This window comes from Neptunitalea lumnitzerae (genome assembly GCF_027924185.1).
Taxonomy (GTDB): Bacteria; Bacteroidota; Bacteroidia; order Flavobacteriales; family Flavobacteriaceae; genus Neptunitalea; species Neptunitalea lumnitzerae.
In genome coordinates this window covers 159,233-175,095 of record NZ_BRVO01000002.1, presented here as the reverse complement: position 1 = coordinate 175,095, position 15,863 = coordinate 159,233, and the positions used below count along the sequence as shown (strand labels likewise).

At 35.1% G+C, this 15,863-nt stretch carries 17 protein-coding genes, 1 tRNA gene and 1 pseudogene; 15 read left to right on the top strand and 4 right to left on the bottom strand.

Going from position 1 to position 15,863, the window contains the following annotated elements:
* Window position 1: 1 nt before the first annotated feature.
* From fmt to Y10_RS08335, 3 genes are all read left to right on the top strand, one after another.
* Window positions 2-949, top strand: a complete 948-nt coding sequence (gene fmt / locus Y10_RS08345) for a methionyl-tRNA formyltransferase (RefSeq protein ID WP_281764927.1) — start codon at window positions 2-4, stop codon at window positions 947-949.
* 187 nt (window positions 950-1,136) lie between these two features.
* Window positions 1,137-1,409 (top strand): HU family DNA-binding protein, encoded by a 273-nt coding sequence (locus Y10_RS08340; RefSeq protein WP_281764926.1) that lies wholly within the window; start codon window positions 1,137-1,139, stop codon window positions 1,407-1,409.
* A 110-nt stretch (window positions 1,410-1,519) separates the two neighbouring features.
* Window positions 1,520-2,080, top strand: a complete 561-nt coding sequence (locus tag Y10_RS08335; protein ID WP_281764925.1) for a YqgE/AlgH family protein — start codon at window positions 1,520-1,522, stop codon at window positions 2,078-2,080.
* An 86-nt stretch (window positions 2,081-2,166) separates the two neighbouring features.
* Here Y10_RS08335 and Y10_RS08330 read toward each other — a convergent pair whose 3' ends face one another.
* Window positions 2,167-3,012, bottom strand: a complete 846-nt coding sequence (locus Y10_RS08330; RefSeq protein ID WP_281764924.1) for an aminotransferase class IV — start codon at window positions 3,010-3,012, stop codon at window positions 2,167-2,169.
* Between the two features lie 61 nt (window positions 3,013-3,073).
* Window positions 3,074-3,457 (bottom strand): START-like domain-containing protein, encoded by a 384-nt coding sequence (locus Y10_RS08325; protein ID WP_281764923.1) that lies wholly within the window; start codon window positions 3,455-3,457, stop codon window positions 3,074-3,076.
* 158 nt (window positions 3,458-3,615) lie between these two features.
* Between Y10_RS08325 and Y10_RS08320 the strand changes: the two genes are divergently transcribed.
* From Y10_RS08320 to Y10_RS16965, 12 genes and pseudogenes are all read left to right on the top strand, one after another.
* A tRNA-Met gene (locus Y10_RS08320) sits at window positions 3,616-3,692 on the top strand.
* Between the two features lie 824 nt (window positions 3,693-4,516).
* Window positions 4,517-4,918 (top strand): DoxX family membrane protein, encoded by a 402-nt coding sequence (locus Y10_RS08315; RefSeq protein ID WP_281764922.1) that lies wholly within the window; start codon window positions 4,517-4,519, stop codon window positions 4,916-4,918.
* A 70-nt stretch (window positions 4,919-4,988) separates the two neighbouring features.
* Window positions 4,989-5,816: an MBL fold metallo-hydrolase gene (locus Y10_RS08310; RefSeq protein ID WP_281764921.1), complete on the top strand. Its 828-nt coding sequence runs from the start codon at window positions 4,989-4,991 to the stop codon at window positions 5,814-5,816.
* A gap of 31 nt (window positions 5,817-5,847) precedes the next feature.
* Window positions 5,848-6,915 (top strand): Gfo/Idh/MocA family oxidoreductase, encoded by a 1,068-nt coding sequence (locus Y10_RS08305; protein WP_281764920.1) that lies wholly within the window; start codon window positions 5,848-5,850, stop codon window positions 6,913-6,915.
* An 85-nt stretch (window positions 6,916-7,000) separates the two neighbouring features.
* Window positions 7,001-7,819, top strand: a complete 819-nt coding sequence (locus Y10_RS08300) for an MBL fold metallo-hydrolase (RefSeq protein ID WP_281764919.1) — start codon at window positions 7,001-7,003, stop codon at window positions 7,817-7,819.
* A gap of 6 nt (window positions 7,820-7,825) precedes the next feature.
* Entirely contained in the window at window positions 7,826-8,773 is a 948-nt protein-coding gene (locus Y10_RS08295) for an aldo/keto reductase (protein ID WP_281764918.1), read from the top strand.
* Between the two features lie 67 nt (window positions 8,774-8,840).
* Window positions 8,841-10,232 (top strand): DHA2 family efflux MFS transporter permease subunit, encoded by a 1,392-nt coding sequence (locus Y10_RS08290; RefSeq protein WP_281764917.1) that lies wholly within the window; start codon window positions 8,841-8,843, stop codon window positions 10,230-10,232.
* 1 nt (window position 10,233) lies between these two features.
* Complete coding sequence (locus Y10_RS08285; RefSeq protein WP_281764916.1) at window positions 10,234-11,304, top strand: SDR family oxidoreductase; 1,071 nt, start codon at window positions 10,234-10,236, stop codon at window positions 11,302-11,304.
* Window positions 11,305-12,072, top strand: coding sequence for an alpha/beta hydrolase (locus tag Y10_RS08280; protein WP_281764915.1), 768 nt, complete (start codon window positions 11,305-11,307; stop codon window positions 12,070-12,072).
* A gap of 13 nt (window positions 12,073-12,085) precedes the next feature.
* The gene (locus Y10_RS08275; RefSeq protein ID WP_281764914.1) at window positions 12,086-13,042 is read left to right on the top strand and encodes a sugar phosphate isomerase/epimerase family protein; all 957 of its coding nucleotides are present in this window, start codon (window positions 12,086-12,088) and stop codon (window positions 13,040-13,042) included.
* A 222-nt stretch (window positions 13,043-13,264) separates the two neighbouring features.
* Window positions 13,265-13,414, top strand: a pseudogene (locus Y10_RS08270) (NAD(P)/FAD-dependent oxidoreductase); the annotation flags it as partial.
* Between the two features lie 144 nt (window positions 13,415-13,558).
* Complete coding sequence (locus tag Y10_RS16965) at window positions 13,559-13,696, top strand: helix-turn-helix domain-containing protein (RefSeq protein WP_408733613.1); 138 nt, start codon at window positions 13,559-13,561, stop codon at window positions 13,694-13,696.
* A gap of 628 nt (window positions 13,697-14,324) precedes the next feature.
* Here Y10_RS16965 and Y10_RS08265 read toward each other — a convergent pair.
* A complete protein-coding gene (locus Y10_RS08265; protein WP_281764913.1) occupies window positions 14,325-14,567 on the bottom strand; it encodes a hypothetical protein in 243 nt (80 codons plus the stop codon).
* Between the two features lie 25 nt (window positions 14,568-14,592).
* Window positions 14,593-15,513: an RHS repeat-associated core domain-containing protein gene (locus Y10_RS08260; RefSeq protein ID WP_281765692.1), complete on the bottom strand. Its 921-nt coding sequence runs from the start codon at window positions 15,511-15,513 to the stop codon at window positions 14,593-14,595.
* Between the last annotated feature and the right edge of the window lie 350 nt (window positions 15,514-15,863).

The window sequence follows — 15,863 nt, the reverse complement described above, 5'->3', positions numbered from 1 at the left end:
CATGAGAGATTTACGAATAGTATTTATGGGAACACCCGATTTTGCGGTTGCCATTTTAGATAAATTAATTGAAGAAAACTATAATGTAGTTGGAGTAATAACTGCGCCTGATAAACCTGCCGGCAGAGGTAGAAAAATACAATATTCGGCAGTAAAAACTTATGCCCTTGAAAAAGGCTTACACATTTTACAACCGACCAATTTAAAAGATGAATCTTTTATTAATGAGTTAACAGCCTTAGAAGATAACTTACAAATTGTAGTAGCCTTTAGAATGTTACCAAAAGTAGTTTGGCAATTGCCAGCATATGGCACCTTTAATTTACATGCATCCTTATTACCTAATTACAGAGGTGCTGCCCCAATTAACTGGGCTATCATTAATGGAGAAACCAAAACAGGGGTTACCTCATTCTTTATAGATGAAAAAATAGATACAGGAGCTATGATATTGCAAGAAGAAATTGCAATTGATGAAAAAGACACCGCAGGAACACTACACGATAAATTAATGCACCTTGGAGCTAGTGTGGTAGTAAAAACTGTTAACCTAATAGAAAACGACGAAGTTACCACTACCCTACAAAACGATAACGAGATAACAAAAGATGCCTTTAAAATACATAAAGACACCTGTAAAATTAACTGGAACAACACTACAGCCAATGTGTACAACTTTATACGCGGTATGAGCCCATACCCTACTGCATGGACCTTATTAAAGCAGCAAGACGAGAACTTTAATATTAAAGTGTATGAAGTAGCTAAAGATATGAGTGAAGTAAAACAAAAACCTGGCACCATAGTAACCACTAAAAAAACAATTAAAGTAGCTACCACCGATGGCTACATTAATTTAAAAGAAATACAAATGCCAGGTAAAAAGAAAATGCCAGTAAGTGCCGTTTTAAACGGATTTACATTTGAAGAGGGCGCTTACCTTGAATAACCCTTATAAACACTGGATTTCCTTAAAAAAATGTTAGATAATAGCGCGGTTTATTAACAATGGTGTTAAGTTATTAACAAATATTCCTATTTCAGCCCGAAATACTTGTATAATAACGAAATCCGTATAAATTTGTTATGGTTTATTAATAAAACGTAAGCCCAAATTAAAATTTAAATTTAAACTTATGAACAAGACAGAATTAATTGATGCTATGGCAGCAGATGCCGGAGTTACTAAAGCGGCAGCTAAAAAAGCATTAGAATCATTTTTAGGTAATGTTGAAAAAACATTAAAAGAAGGAGGAAAAATTTCTCTAGTAGGTTTCGGATCTTGGTCAGTATCTGAAAGAGCTGCAAGAGAAGGTAGAAATCCTCAAACTGGAGCAACAATTCAAATTGCAGCTAAAAAAGTTGTTAAGTTTAAGGCAGGTGCTGAATTAAGTGATGCTGTAAATTAGTCAAAATATCACAGTTCAATGAAAAAGCACCTTTGTAGGGTGCTTTTTTGTTATACATACATTTGTATTTGTAAATAAAATATTATAAGTTTAAATAAAAGTTATTGCGTATGGAAGCTCTAAAACCCCAAAAAGGACTTTTACTTATTGCCGAGCCTTCCATTATAGGTGATATTTCCTTTAATAGGTCGGTAATTTTATTGGCAGATCATAACAGTGTGGGTTCCGTTGGTTTTATATTAAATAAACCGCTGGACTTTAAACTACATGAAATTGTACCCGAAATTCATAAAACATTTAAGGTGTACAATGGTGGCCCGGTGGAACAAGAAAATTTATATTTTATTCATAAAATACCTGAGCTTATACCAAATAGTATAGAAATAGCCTCTGGTATTTATTGGGGTGGCGATTTTGAAAGTATAGTACACTTAATAAATGACAACCAAATAAAAGAAAAAGATATTAAGTTTTTTCTGGGATACTCTGGCTGGGAAGCTCAACAATTAACAGATGAGTTAGATGCTAACTCATGGGTTGTTACCAAAAACACTTATAGCAGCAATGTGATACGAAAACCCTCAGGAAGCTTTTGGAAAGAAAAGATTCAAGAATTAGGTGGCGACTATTTATTGTGGGCAAATGCACCCGAAAACCCAAGTTTTAATTAAAAAATAAAAACTATAGCTAACAAAGTTACTTTATCTAAAGAATAAGCATTAAATAATACGCTTAGCCCCTCTAAGCGCTTATAACCCTACCCCAAACGCACTACTGCATTTAATTTACCCAATAAACCTTTAGAAAAACTATTGGTATATGTCTTTTTACGATATTTAGTAATAGGCTGAATACCCACTACCGTATTGGTTATAAAAAGCTCATCTGCCTTTTGAAGTTCAAACGGAGAAATAGATGTTTCTTCAATAGTATACCCTTCAATCTTTTTTAAAATTGCTAGCACCTGTTTTCTAATTATACCATTTAAACAACCATCTTTTAAAGGTGGCGTTTTCACGGTAGTACCTTTTACCAAAAACAAATTACCATTTAAAGCTTCTACCACACTTTTATCGGTGTTTAATATCAAACAGTTATGAAGGTCGTTTTCTTTAGCATAAACACTCCCTACTACTTGTAATGCTTTATTATTTGTTTTAATAGAAGATAATAAACCAGGAGCCTGATAAAAATCTTTATACAAATCTACCTCATAAGGCGCATCATCCATTATATAAAACGGATTGGTAAGTAAATTTGCCTGAATATAAAACGTAACATCATTGGTGGTTGGTGCATACAAACCACCATCGTTTCTAAAAACGTTAAACCTAATTTTCAGTGGTTTATTCTTAAACCCGGTAGCCTCTACCAACTTTAATATCTCACTTTCAAAAAACTCCAAGGTATATTCCATAGGTATTTCCATACGCATAATACGCATAGAAGCCATTAAACGTAAGTAATGTTCCTCTGCAAAAATAACCTTACCATCTATAACTCTGATAGTTTCAAACAAGGCATCACCAAATTTAAAACCTCTGTTATTAAAAGTAAGTTGTTTAGTATCTGTTGGTTGTATAGTTCCGTTATAATTAATCATAAAAAAAGCCCTGAAAAATTCAGGGCAAAGATACTTAATTCATATATTTTAGAAGTATATTTTAAGCAGAACCTAATACTTGTTTTAAATCAGAGATTTGATTTTCCCAAAGCATTTTAGCTTCATCAACCTCATCCTCTTCAGCAAAGTCAGTAATAAGTAACGATACATCTTTAGTAATTTCGTCAACAACAATTTTCATTTCAAAAAATGAACTATCTTCATTAGCTGCCCAACGGAATTTTACTAATTCACCATTTTTCTTTTTAACCAATTTAGCTTCTTCTTCAGCTCCATCCCAAATAAAGGTGAAACGTTCTCCTCTAGAGTTTACATTATCTGCAAACCATTCAGACAAGCCTGAAGGCGTAGAAATATATTGATATAACAAAGATGGTGATGATTGTACCACAAATTCTAACTCATACTTTACCTTTTCTTCCATAGAAATGTTCGTTAATTGTAAAAAAATATCAGATTGACAATATAGGTATTTAATTAAAAAATCAAAATAAAAAGATATATAATTATTTTTGCGAAAGTATTTGGAGTATTTAAATTAAGTTATATATTTGCACCCGCATTGAGAGATGCAATACAAATGGCGAGGTAGCTCAGTTGGTTAGAGCGCAGGATTCATAACCCTGAGGTCACGGGTTCAACTCCCGTCTTCGCTACCAGTAAAATCAAGGCTTTCGAGAGATCGGAGGCCTTTTTTTATGGACTTTATTTTCTTGGGTACAACATAGGTACAACACACTGTTAAAGTATAAACTTTAACATTTTTCAGACTCATTTGGTGGCATTTAAATCTATTGAAAAGCTCCTAAACGGAGTTCTTCAATAGATTTAATAGTATATAATATTCTTTATAGGTTAACACCTATAGTTATTTCATTGTCTATGAATCGGAGGATGATTACAACTCTTCCTTTGATTTTATTTTAAAAAATTAATACTAGCGTAAGCACTTGTAGAGCAGATTCCTAAATCTACAAATTCAATATAGACAGCATCCTAAGAAATTCTTCCACGATATTTTATGAACCAGTAAAAATGCTGCTTACTATAACCGAGTAACCGTTTGTGCGTTTGAACCTATCTTGAATCATCTTGCTAATATTCAGTATTTTGGATAAAAAAAATAAATTCGTTGTTGATAGATTCCTTACTTCAACTCGTTTCTTTTCAGCAAAATATTCATTTTTAACAAAAAACATCAGTAGTCACTGCCTTTTTCAAACCTCTACTTGCCGTCTCCAAAGAAATATCCTTATTGTACCAAAGGTAGCCTTGTCGCAAGGCTCGCATCCACATTATAACATGATAAATTACGTTTGCAAACTTCTTTAAACCAATAGCATTCAACACTTGTTTGCTGTATAAATCTAATTATTCTTCAATATAATGTAGCATATACTTTTCGTAATTTTTTACAAAACATTAGTTGTTTTTTACAATAAAAGCCATAGAAGTCTTTGTTTCTTTGATTAAAATTGAAGCTATGAAAGAAAATGTAACTGCATACACACTAGCCAGGCTCCCTATTGGTTTTAGTTTTTTAGGACATGGATTTATCCGAATCCCTAAATTACAACAATTTACAGAAGGAATGACGAAAGGTTTTTCGGAAACTGCATTTCCATTAGCCATAGTACAACCATTCGCATATCTACTTCCTTTTTTAGAACTTCTCTTAGGAATAGCATTAATTGTTGGTTTTAAAATGAAGGCTTCTGCCACCATTGGAGTAATGCTTATTTGTATACTCATTTTTGGAATGTCTTTTCAAGAAAACTGGAATGCCATTTATATTGAAATGGTATACGGCCTTTATTTTGCTATATTGTATCTATTTGCTGACTATAACAAAGGCTTGTTTTCATCAAAATTGAAAAATAATTGAGGTTTATTTTCTGAAAAGAGTCCCCTACTATAAAGCCAAATCTTATAACCAAAACCCAATTTAAATTTACATGAAACAACTCATCTTTTTTTTAACTCTTTTTGCTGTAACGCTTGTAAAGGCGAAAGATATAGAAATCATCAAGGTTAAAGACAATTTGTATATGGTTGGCGACCGCACCTATTCGCTATTTTACATCACAGATACTGGTGTTGTAGTAATTGACCCCTTAGATGAAATACATGCCAAAGCCACGATGAAAGCTATCAAGAAAGTGACTGATTTACCGGTAACCCATCTTTTTTATAGCCACAATCATTGGGATCATATCAGTGGCGGACAATTGTTTAAAGATCAAGGCGCAACCATCATCAGTCATATAAAAGCAAAAGAAACCATTGCACCAAATCCAAAAGTTATCATGCCAGATGAAACTTGGGAAGGCGAGTTCACTACATACACAATTGGTGGAAAAACAATAGAATTATATTTCTACGGAAGAAATCATGGCGATGGAATGACCACCTTTCGATTCCCCGAACACAACACCGTCTTCTCAATAGATCTGGTAGTACCCGATAGAGTTTTGTATGCTTATCTACCCGATGCTGACCCTTCCAACTGGGTTACTTCTTTAAAGAAAATAGATCAGTTAGAATTTGATACACTACTTATGTCACACGTGAGAGCTGTAGGAAGTCGCAAAGATCTACACCTAATTCAAAATTACTTTAATGAATTATATGCTGCTGTTCAGGCAGAATTAGATAAAGGAACCAATCTTTTCGAAATTCCAAATAAAGTAGAATTGCCCAACTACAAACATTGGATGAATTATGAAGAATGGTTGCCCATGAATGTTTGGAGAATTCTTATGGAAAAATCCATAGGACAATAATAAAAATACATTTCCCCTAAAAACACAAAAAATGACAATAAACACAATTCGCACCGTATTACTAGGTTACGGTTTTTCTGGCAAGACTTTTTTTGCTCCATTTCTTGACGTTTCAGAAGGTTACCTTTTGAAAGGTGCTTGGGAACGCTCAAAAAAGAAAATTCAAAATGATTATGACTATACGGAAAGTTATCCTTCGCTAGAAGCTGTTTTAGCAGATGATCAAGTAGATTTAGTTGTGGTAAACACCCCCATTGATACACATTTTGAATACGCAAAAAAAGTGTTAGAAGCCGGGAAACATGCTATTGTAGAAAAAGCTTTCACCAATACTGCTGAAGAAGCTAAAGAATTGCATTTGCTTGCGAAAAGCAGAGGAGTTTATCTATTTGTTTTCCAAAACAGAAGATACGATTCTGATTTTAAAACAACCCAAAAAGTACTGGAAATGGATAAACTTGGAGAATTGGTAGAAGCTACCATTTCGTATGACTTTTTTGTCCCAAACGTACGTGGCGATGTGCATACCGAACATCCTAAAAGTGGTGGAGAATACAATAATCGTGGTTCACACATCACAGATCAGGCAGTGAAATTATTTGGAATTCCAGATGCGGTTCTGGCAGATTTTACAGCATTGCGTAAAGATTCTCCTGTAGAAGATTACTTTTTAGCTACGCTGATTTATCCAGATAAAAGAGTCAAATTAAGAGCCACAGATATTTCTTTGGAACACGAATACGGCTACGTTTTTCATGGCCGCAACGGATCTTATTTGCAAGACCGAACAGATATCCAAGAGGACAGACTTATTGCAGGTGCAATTCCAAGTAGAGAAGATTGGGTGAACCATAAAGATCACAAAGACGGAAAATTAAGTTATTTAGAAGATGGTGATAAAATCACGGAATTTATCAAAAGTGAAGAAGGAAATTACTTTGAATATTTTGATGCTGTTTATCAAACCATCATCAATAATGCACCTTCCCCAGTATCCGGCTGGGACGGTTATAGAACCATGACTGTTATGGACGCCGTGAGAAGAAGTGCCGAAGAAGGAAAAATCATTCACATAAGTTATGAAGATATTGAAAAGTAACTTTTTCATAGCCCAGATACTATGTTTAGTGAGTTTTGTGTCCCACGCACAAGAACTCACTAACATTACCTATAATGAATCGCTATTGAAAAAAATCAGAATTGCAGCGAACTCAGTTCCAGGAGAAAAAGCTGAAAGTTTACATTATATAAAGTTTGCGGAAAGTCCAAGAACGTTTAGTGCTACCGTTGAAGGCGGAGATGAAACCCCATACATACAAGCACGAACGGCGTATCAGCTTGTTTTCAAAGATGGCTATATCATGATCGATGCTGGAATGGATAAAGAAGTGCATCAATTTTTTGGTCATGGAAAGCAACAACCCTATTTCGCTAAGAAAAATGACAGCATTCAACTCGCTTTAAAAGGTGCAAAAAAAATCATTATCACTCATGAACACGGTGACCATGTAGCAGGTGTTTTACGATCTGAATTTTACAGTGATATAGCTCCCAAAACTATGCTCACCAAGCAAATGATAACAACGCTTTTGAACAAGCCTCAAATGCCCGAGCTACAAATGAAATCTTCTCAACTTACCGATTTTACATTGGTAGATTTTGAAGACATTTTACCCGTAGCACCAGGAGTTGTTTTAATCAAAGCGCCTGGTCATACACCGGGAGAAATCATGATATACATTCAATTTAAAGACGGGAAAGAATATATAGTAACCGGTGATGTTAGCTGGAGTTATACTGGAATTCTAGAGAAAAAACAAAAACCAAAAAGTCAGCGTGATCGCATTGGAGAAGACGCCACTATGATTCAGTTTGAACTGGATTGGCTCAACCAACTTCCAAGTAAGGAAGGAATTCAACTCATTGTGAATCACGATGATATTATTCAACCACAATTGGTAAAAAAAGGAATTTTAAAAGAAGGATTAATTATCACTAAATAAAAAATCATGAAAAAAATAAAAATTGGAAATACCGATCTAGAAGTAGCTCCTATCAACTTGGGAGGAAATGTTTTTGGATGGACCTTAGACGAAAAAAAATCATTTCAAATCTTAGATGCATTTGTAGCAAAGGGCTTCAATTTTATTGATACTGCCGATATGTATTCGTACTGGATAGACGGAGGCGAAGGCGGACAGTCTGAAACCATTCTAGGAAAATGGATGAAAGAGCGTGGCAATCGTAAAGATATTGTTTTGGCTACCAAAGTAGGTGGAGAAACAGGAACTCACCCTGTGGACACTAGCAAAAAACATATTTTAGAAGCGGTTGACAAATCATTACAGCGCCTTCAAACAGATTATATTGATTTGTACTACACCCATTTTGATGACGAAAAAACACCTGTTGAAGAAACGCTAGAAGCGTATGACGAAATCATCAAAGCAGGTAAAGTACGCTACATTGCTGCCTCTAATATTTCTCCGGAACGTTTAGAAGCTTCTTTTGCTGCTTCAGAAAAAAATGGTTTACCAAAATACGAAGCATTGCAACCGCATTATAATTTAATGGAACGTGAGGGTTACGAAAGTAATTATGCGGCCTTAGCAAAGAAATACAATCTAACAGTGTTCCCTTATTGGTCTTTAGCAGCCGGATTTTTAACAGGTAAGTACCGTTCCAAAGAAGATTTAAACAAAAGTGTACGTGGTGGAAGCGTAGAAAAATACTTAACAGATAAAGGTTTGGGTGTTATAACTGCTTTGGATAAGGTAGCTGAAAAACATAATACTTCTCAAGCAACTGTTTCTTTGGCTTGGCTTTTAGCACAACCACAAATTGGAGCACCAATTGCAAGTGCTACCAGCGAAAGTCAATTACAAACATTATTCAATGCGCCAGCATTACAATTAGACGCTGAAGATTTAGCATTGCTAAACAACGCTAGTAACTAATTAATTTCAAAAACTGTGATACTTAATCTGTATCGCAGTTTTATTTTTTAACTAAATCATACACTTTTTGAATAGAAAATCGCTCATTATAGCACTCATTGTTGGTGGTACGTTCTTCATGGAAAATTTAGACAGTACCGCCATTACAACCGCAATACCTAAAATGGCACAGGATTTTAGTGTAGATCCGGTAACCATGAGTATGGGGATTACTTCTTATGTGATTATGTTGGCGGTTTTCATTCCTATAAGCGGATGGTTTGCAGAACGGTTTGGAACCCGAAATATTTTCAGTATCGCCATTGCAGGTTTTACCATAAGCTCAGCACTTTGTGGATTATCCTATTCCTTACCAATATTCATTGGAGCCAGAATTCTTCAGGGAATTTTTGGAGCCTTAATGGTTCCGGTAGGTCGATTAGCAGTATTAAGCAATACCGAAAAGAAAGATTTGGTAACAACCATCGCTTATTTAAGTTGGCCCGGATTGGCAGGGCCTATTTGTGGTCCTTTTCTAGGTGGATTTTTTACTACCTATTTCACTTGGCATTGGATATTTTTTGTGAATGTCCCCTTAGGTATTATTGCTATTTTGCTAACCTTTAAGTACATCCCAAAAAGTACACAGCATTTCAAAAAGAAATTAGACTGGGTAGGATTTTTACTCAGCGGTATTGGTTTATTAGCATTTATGATAGGAATTGAACTAGCCAGTGAAACGCATATCAATCTTGCATTGGTTATTTCATTATTTGTAGGTGCTCTTATATTATTGGGAATTTCGGTATGGCATTCCTTCAAAATTGAACATCCTTTGATCGACTATTCCGTGATGAAGATAAGAACCTTTAAAGTTACATTCACTTCAGGAACTATTACTCAAATTGTAATTAATACAGCTCCTTATGTGCTGCCTTTATTCTTTCAGATTGGTTTTGGAATGTCGGCTTTCAATGCTGGCCTTTTGTATATGTTTAGTATGATAGGAAATTTAGCCATGAAACCCGCTACCATCTGGATTACTCGCAAATTCAACTTTAAAGCGGTTTTAGTGGTAAATGGTTTGCTCCTTGCATTGGCTGTCTTTTTACAATCGTACTTACAACCAGAAACACCTTATTGGTTAATGGCAGCATTATTATTTTGTAGTGGCCTCACGCGGTCTATGCAATACAGTAGTATGAATACGTTGGCTTTTGCAGATATAAATGATAAGGAAATGAACAATGCCAACACATTAAACAGTACACTTCGCCAAATTGCGTTAGCCACAGGGATTTCTATAGGCGCTTTACTTTTGCATCTTTCAGCTAATTACCACGGAAATGGCTCCAATTATCAAGTGGAAGACTTTCAGTTAACGCTACAAATTATTGCCATTATTGGGGTGCTCGCCATCTACGACTTCTTCACCATCAAAAAAACAGACGCACTAAATGTGCGCAACAAAAAAGCATAACATGAAAAATACCAAGCATACCGCCTTAATTGTTGGCGGAAACGGAATTATAGGCAAAAATCTAGGTCAATATCTTCAGGAACAGGAAGAATGGAATGTCGTCATCACGTCGCGTTCAACATTAACTTATGAAACGAAAGCTGCATTTGTTGCGATGGATCTTAGTAAAAGCAATGCGGTAAAAAAACATGCAAAAAAGCTTAAAGAAGTTACCCATATTTTCTATGCAGCCTATAGCGAAAAACAAGACCCGTACGAGCAAACGGAAGCCAATCTTTCCTTGTTAACTAATTTGGTCGATAAAGTAGAAGATTATTTACCAAAGCTAGAGCGCATTCTATTCATTCAAGGAGGAAAAGCGTATGGCGCACATTTAGGTTTTTATAAAACACCCGCTTATGAAACGGATCTTAGAAGTATCACTCCTAACTTTTATTATGATCAAGAAGATTATCTAAGGACTATTTCCAAAGGAAAATCATGGAATTGGACAGCCATCAGACCCGATATTGTAATGGGCTTCACTATTAAAAATCCAATGAATATGGCAAACCTATTATCAGTATACGCAAGTCTTTGTAAAGAAGAAGGTATTCCCATGCGTTTTCCAGGTTCGGCAAAAGCTTATGAAATTTTAGCCAATGTAACCCATGTAGATGTTTTATCGAAAGCAATGCAATGGGCTGCAGAAAACAAAGAGACTGAAAATGAAATTTTCAATATTACCAATGGCGATGTTTTTAGATGGAGTCAACTTTGGCCAAAAATTGGAGAATTTTTTGGGGTTTCGGTAGCAGAACCACAAACTTTCGCTCTAAATGAATATATGCCCGGCAAGAAAGACCTTTGGAAAAAAATGGTTAAAAAATACGGTTTGAAAGCTTATGAACTTGATGAATTGGTTCAGTGGGGATTTGGTGATTTTATCTTTAATGTAGAAACCGATGCTTTTCAGGATGTAAACAAAGCCAGAAGGTTTGGTTTTCACGAAATGAATGGCGACACCGAAACTAAATTGATCAATACATTCAAAGAACTTCAAACTGAAAAGATAATTCCAACATTTGAATAGATGATAAAATATATTTCCATACTCATCATAGGTTTCCTGTATAGCATTCCTTGCAATGCAACCCCTGAAAGTGCTTTTCCCGTAAAAAATCAAATTAAAATTACAGAAACGACACCTGTAACTGACACGTTATTTTACAAAATGAAACGTGCTACCAATAAGGAAAATGAAGTTTTATTAGTGTTACTTCATGGTTATGGTTCAAATGAAAATGACTTACTTGGACTCGCCCGATTTTTTCCTAAAAACTACACCATAATCTCAGCAAGAGCACCATTTACGTTAAGAAACGGGGCTTACCAATGGTACCAAAGTACTTCCAAAGGAACCAATTTTGGAGGAAAAGCTTCTGATCTTTCTACAAGTCAAGAATTAATTCAAAAACTGGTTCAAAAAACACAGCAACAATTCCATATCAATGCTGATCATACTTTTATTTCAGGTTTTAGCCAAGGTGCCAATATGAGTTATCAAATGGGTTTATTATATCCAAAACTTTGTAAAGGTATCGGTGTGTTTAGTGGTGTTTTGTTCAATTCAGAAAAAGAAAAAGTGATCAAAGAAAATAATATCGCTGTCGCTATTTTTATAGGACACGGAACTGCTGACAACAGGATTCCTGAAAGTAGTGCAACTGCATCTAATACATGGTTAACAGCGCACAATTTTCAAACAGATTTTCATACGTATGAAGGAATGAGTCATTCTATTTCCCCAAAAGAAATGCAAGACTTTATACAGTTTGTAAGTAGGAATATTTCAAATTAAAAAACACAATGCTATGAATACAAGAAGAAAATTTTTTAAACAATCGGCTTTGGCCTCTGCAGCAATAGTCGGCGGAACTTTATCCGGATTTGCCAATGAGCATCCACTTGCAGCAACAGCAAAAACTATTGAAAACCCAAAAAAGAAAGAGATGAAATTAGCAACTATTAGCTGGACGTTTGGTCTGGATGATTTAGACGAATTATTTAGTAAAGTAAAAGAAATTGGTTATACAGGATTACAGTTTTGTGGTGACTTTAAAAAATACGATGCCAAGGATGTAGTAGCAAAATCAAAAGCATATGACATAGCATTAACCAGTTATGATCCGCTTAGTTGTAAACCTGATACCGATGAAGATGCTACTCTAAAAAACTCAGTAGCTTTCTATAAAAAAGTAATTGACTATGCTATTGAGTTGGGCGTTCCTATGAGCACATTACAAGGTTTATCTTTCTGGACAAAAAATCAACCTAGCTACGAGGCTGCTATGCAACAAATTGGCGAAGCTGTAAAACAGTTAAGTGATTATGCCAAAGGAAAAGATATTCTACTTTCTTACGAAGCTTGTTGCCATTACGAAGTACCACAAGGACAAACCGCTGCAGAACTGCTACAAATTTATGAGGCTGCAGGAAGTCCTAGCAATGTAAAACTTGTCTTAGACAGTTTTCATATGAACATTACAGAGAAAGATATGATATCGCCTATTCACAAAATTGGTGGTGATTTATTGTATAGCTACCACGTTTCAGATTCTGGAAGAGGTGGAATTGGTACTGGACATATTGATTATTTAGCTCAATTCAATGCCCTAAAAGAAGTTGGTTTTGATGATTTACTATGTTTTGAAATTGTAATTGCTGAATGTCGCCCTTATAAATTACCCATGACAGCTGCTCAAATGGAAGAATTTGTAAAACAATCCAAGTACAGCTTAAACCTTTGGAAAACTATGATGGGTGTGTAATACACAAACTACACTACATGCCATTTATAAGGATAATCCTTATAGTTTACCATTATAAATCATATTAGATTTCACATACCTTTTAGATAAAACTGCTCGTAGGTAGTTGATATTCCCCACATGGGCTTTCTACTGAACTGCTAAATAAAGGTAGGGATCTATTTAACGTAACGAAAGTGCTTTTAAAAAAAATAAGTTAACACACTCTAAAAAGATCATAATATGAATACAACAACAGATTATGAAGTGATTATTATAGGAGGAAGTTTTGCTGGGTTATCTGCAGCTATGGCTTTGGGTAGATCTTTACGTAAAACGTTGATCATAGACAGCGGAAAACCTTGTAACCAACCTACACCACATTCTCATAACCCTGAGGTCACGGGTTCAACTCCCGTCTACGCTAAGAAAACAGACCTCAGAAACCTCTTGATTCTCAAGAGGTTTTTTTTATTTTCTATAGATTTGTAATTATCTTTCTCTATCTTACCGCCACTAGCGTGACGCTAGTGGGAGTTGGCGTGTTCACCGTGCTGTGATTGTCGTTATGAAAGGCTCGAAGTAAAACCCTCTATTGAGATTGCTCGCAAGATTGCGGATGCCCTTGATGTGTCTTTGGATTATTTAGTAGGGAACACAGACACGGCTCTGTAAAAAGACCTACTGAAGAAAATTACGGATATTCAAAAACTGCCAGAAGATAAAAGGAATGTCGTGATGGAACTGCTGGACTCTTTCCTAAAACAGACCAAGCTCCAGAGCATTATGTAACTTAAAAAACCGCCCGAAGGCGGTTGTTATTTTTACTGACCATCACAATTTAAGTTTGGCGGGGCGTAACTATTGAAAGCTCTATTGGTAAAAACCTAAATCTTAATTATTTTCCTAACATAATAGAAGCTATAATTACAATAGTTTTACACCACTACCCTACCCAAACACTGTTAAAATAAGGGGAAGTTAACTTATGTATTGGCAAATAACGTTACTAGATTACTACTATTTATACACAAAAGTTCATTTGAATATGCTTATATAAAAAATCACGCTTCTAGTAGAAGCGTGATTTATGTTTAACATTATTTGATTACTTACTCATGAATTCCACTAGCGCGACGCTAGCGGGAGCTGGGGAACTTACCACAGGAAGAAAAAAATAGGATTTTTCACTTTATAGACCTCATTATCAGAGACCACAAAGCTGGACAGGCTTACGCCAATAAATAAAAAAGCCCCACATCTCTGTGAGGCTTTTAATTTCCTTAATGATACAAGAGCTTACTTAATTGACATAACTCTTCAACACGTTTGAAAGAGCATCTTTTAAGTCATCACTATCAGCTCTTATCATTGATTTATTCTCATTTTGAGGGAAAGAAATGAAAACGGTATACTGATTTTCTACCCTTTCTCCGTCAAATTTAATCACTGCTACATCCCCGTTTTCCTTAACTTGCTCAAAACAGGCTAACAAATCATCAAAGGACACAGATTGCTTTTCTAATATTTTCGTTATTTCAACCATCTTATTTTATGAGCATTTTGGCTATTTATGACACATCTGTTACTTGTCCTGTTGAGACCTTTGTAGCAACATTCATCATTTGTTGTAGACTTACTGTCTTTAATCCGTTCTGACGTGCAAATGCTTGAAAAGCTGCTACTGCCGTTCTTTTATTACCATTCATAAACATGTGTCCGTGAGAGATTGACCTAAAAATTGATGCCCCTTGTTCGGCTGCAGTCTCATAATACATTGCTGAATTGATAGCTGAAGCTGGATTTCCATTTAATAAAACACCACCTCCATCAGTAGCTTTATTAAACTTAAATATATCATCAGCAAAAGCTTTTGGGCTAAATGCCCCCTTAGCAGCAGCAGCAGTACCCCACTCTGAGACTGCAGCATAACCTAACACACCAACTTCAACCAGTTGCACTGTAGAAACAATACAATACATCAATTCTAATACACCCAAACTCATTTCTTGACGACCTGCGTAAAAGTCCTGAATACGTGCTTCTCTTCGTGCTGCTTCTATCTGATTATCATACCAAGCCTTTGCCCCATGATAGTCATCATCATCAAAATTTGTACCATAATAGTCGTTAAATTGAGACATACTTGTCAAAGGCGACGACCAAGTTGCACAACCACTAATTCCTACTTGACTACTCCATTGACCTGGTTTTTTTCTGCCAGTAATTTCAACAGCGGCTAGTGAATTTGCATAATCTGAATATATTTTCCTATCCTCATCATAAGTTTCTTCATTATCTTTCTCTCCATCTCCTGGTCCTCCAGTAACATACATCCCATTTGGATCCACCAACCGCACCGGATTCAACATACAATAATTATAAGGAGACCACCCCGGGTATTTATCAGCCAATGGGTCAACACTTAACCAAATACTCGTTTTTGGGTTGTAATACCTTGCACCGTAATAATAATTACTAGTCCATGGTATTCCAAAGAATAAACCATTTTACCAATTTAAATATAGTAAGAAGTTTCTTAAATAAAACTATTACAAATAAAAAGCCCACCTCTTTTTTTAAAAAAGGTGTCTGTTTACTATTTTATTCATATCCTAATTTGAAAACTTACTACCATCTTCTAATTTCTTTAGTATTGACATTAATGCTTTTTTTTGTTTATATTTAAATAGATAATGAGATATAACAGACATGAATGAAAAATAAAGAAAAATAAGAATTGCTATGTTCCAAATAAAAATAAGAACAAATGAAATTATGCATAAATATAAAGGAAATTTAAAATAATTATAATTGTAAATTAATTCATCATATGTCTTTG

Bases quoted from the DNA above. Each gene is read 5' to 3' on its own strand.
- fmt (WP_281764927.1), top strand. From the start codon at position 2: ATGAGAGATTTACGAATAGTATTTATGGGAACACCCGATTTTGCGGTT.
- Y10_RS08340 (WP_281764926.1), top strand. From the start codon at position 1,137: ATGAACAAGACAGAATTAATTGATGCTATGGCAGCAGATGCCGGAGTT.
- Y10_RS08335 (WP_281764925.1), top strand. From the start codon at position 1,520: ATGGAAGCTCTAAAACCCCAAAAAGGACTTTTACTTATTGCCGAGCCT.
- Y10_RS08330 (WP_281764924.1), bottom strand. From the start codon at position 3,012: ATGATTAATTATAACGGAACTATACAACCAACAGATACTAAACAACTT.
- Y10_RS08325 (WP_281764923.1), bottom strand. From the start codon at position 3,457: ATGGAAGAAAAGGTAAAGTATGAGTTAGAATTTGTGGTACAATCATCA.
- Y10_RS08315 (WP_281764922.1), top strand. From the start codon at position 4,517: ATGAAAGAAAATGTAACTGCATACACACTAGCCAGGCTCCCTATTGGT.
- Y10_RS08310 (WP_281764921.1), top strand. From the start codon at position 4,989: ATGAAACAACTCATCTTTTTTTTAACTCTTTTTGCTGTAACGCTTGTA.
- Y10_RS08305 (WP_281764920.1), top strand. From the start codon at position 5,848: ATGACAATAAACACAATTCGCACCGTATTACTAGGTTACGGTTTTTCT.
- Y10_RS08295 (WP_281764918.1), top strand. From the start codon at position 7,826: ATGAAAAAAATAAAAATTGGAAATACCGATCTAGAAGTAGCTCCTATC.
- Y10_RS08285 (WP_281764916.1), top strand. From the start codon at position 10,234: ATGAAAAATACCAAGCATACCGCCTTAATTGTTGGCGGAAACGGAATT.
- Y10_RS08280 (WP_281764915.1), top strand. From the start codon at position 11,305: ATGATAAAATATATTTCCATACTCATCATAGGTTTCCTGTATAGCATT.
- Y10_RS08275 (WP_281764914.1), top strand. From the start codon at position 12,086: ATGAATACAAGAAGAAAATTTTTTAAACAATCGGCTTTGGCCTCTGCA.
- Y10_RS08265 (WP_281764913.1), bottom strand. From the start codon at position 14,567: ATGGTTGAAATAACGAAAATATTAGAAAAGCAATCTGTGTCCTTTGAT.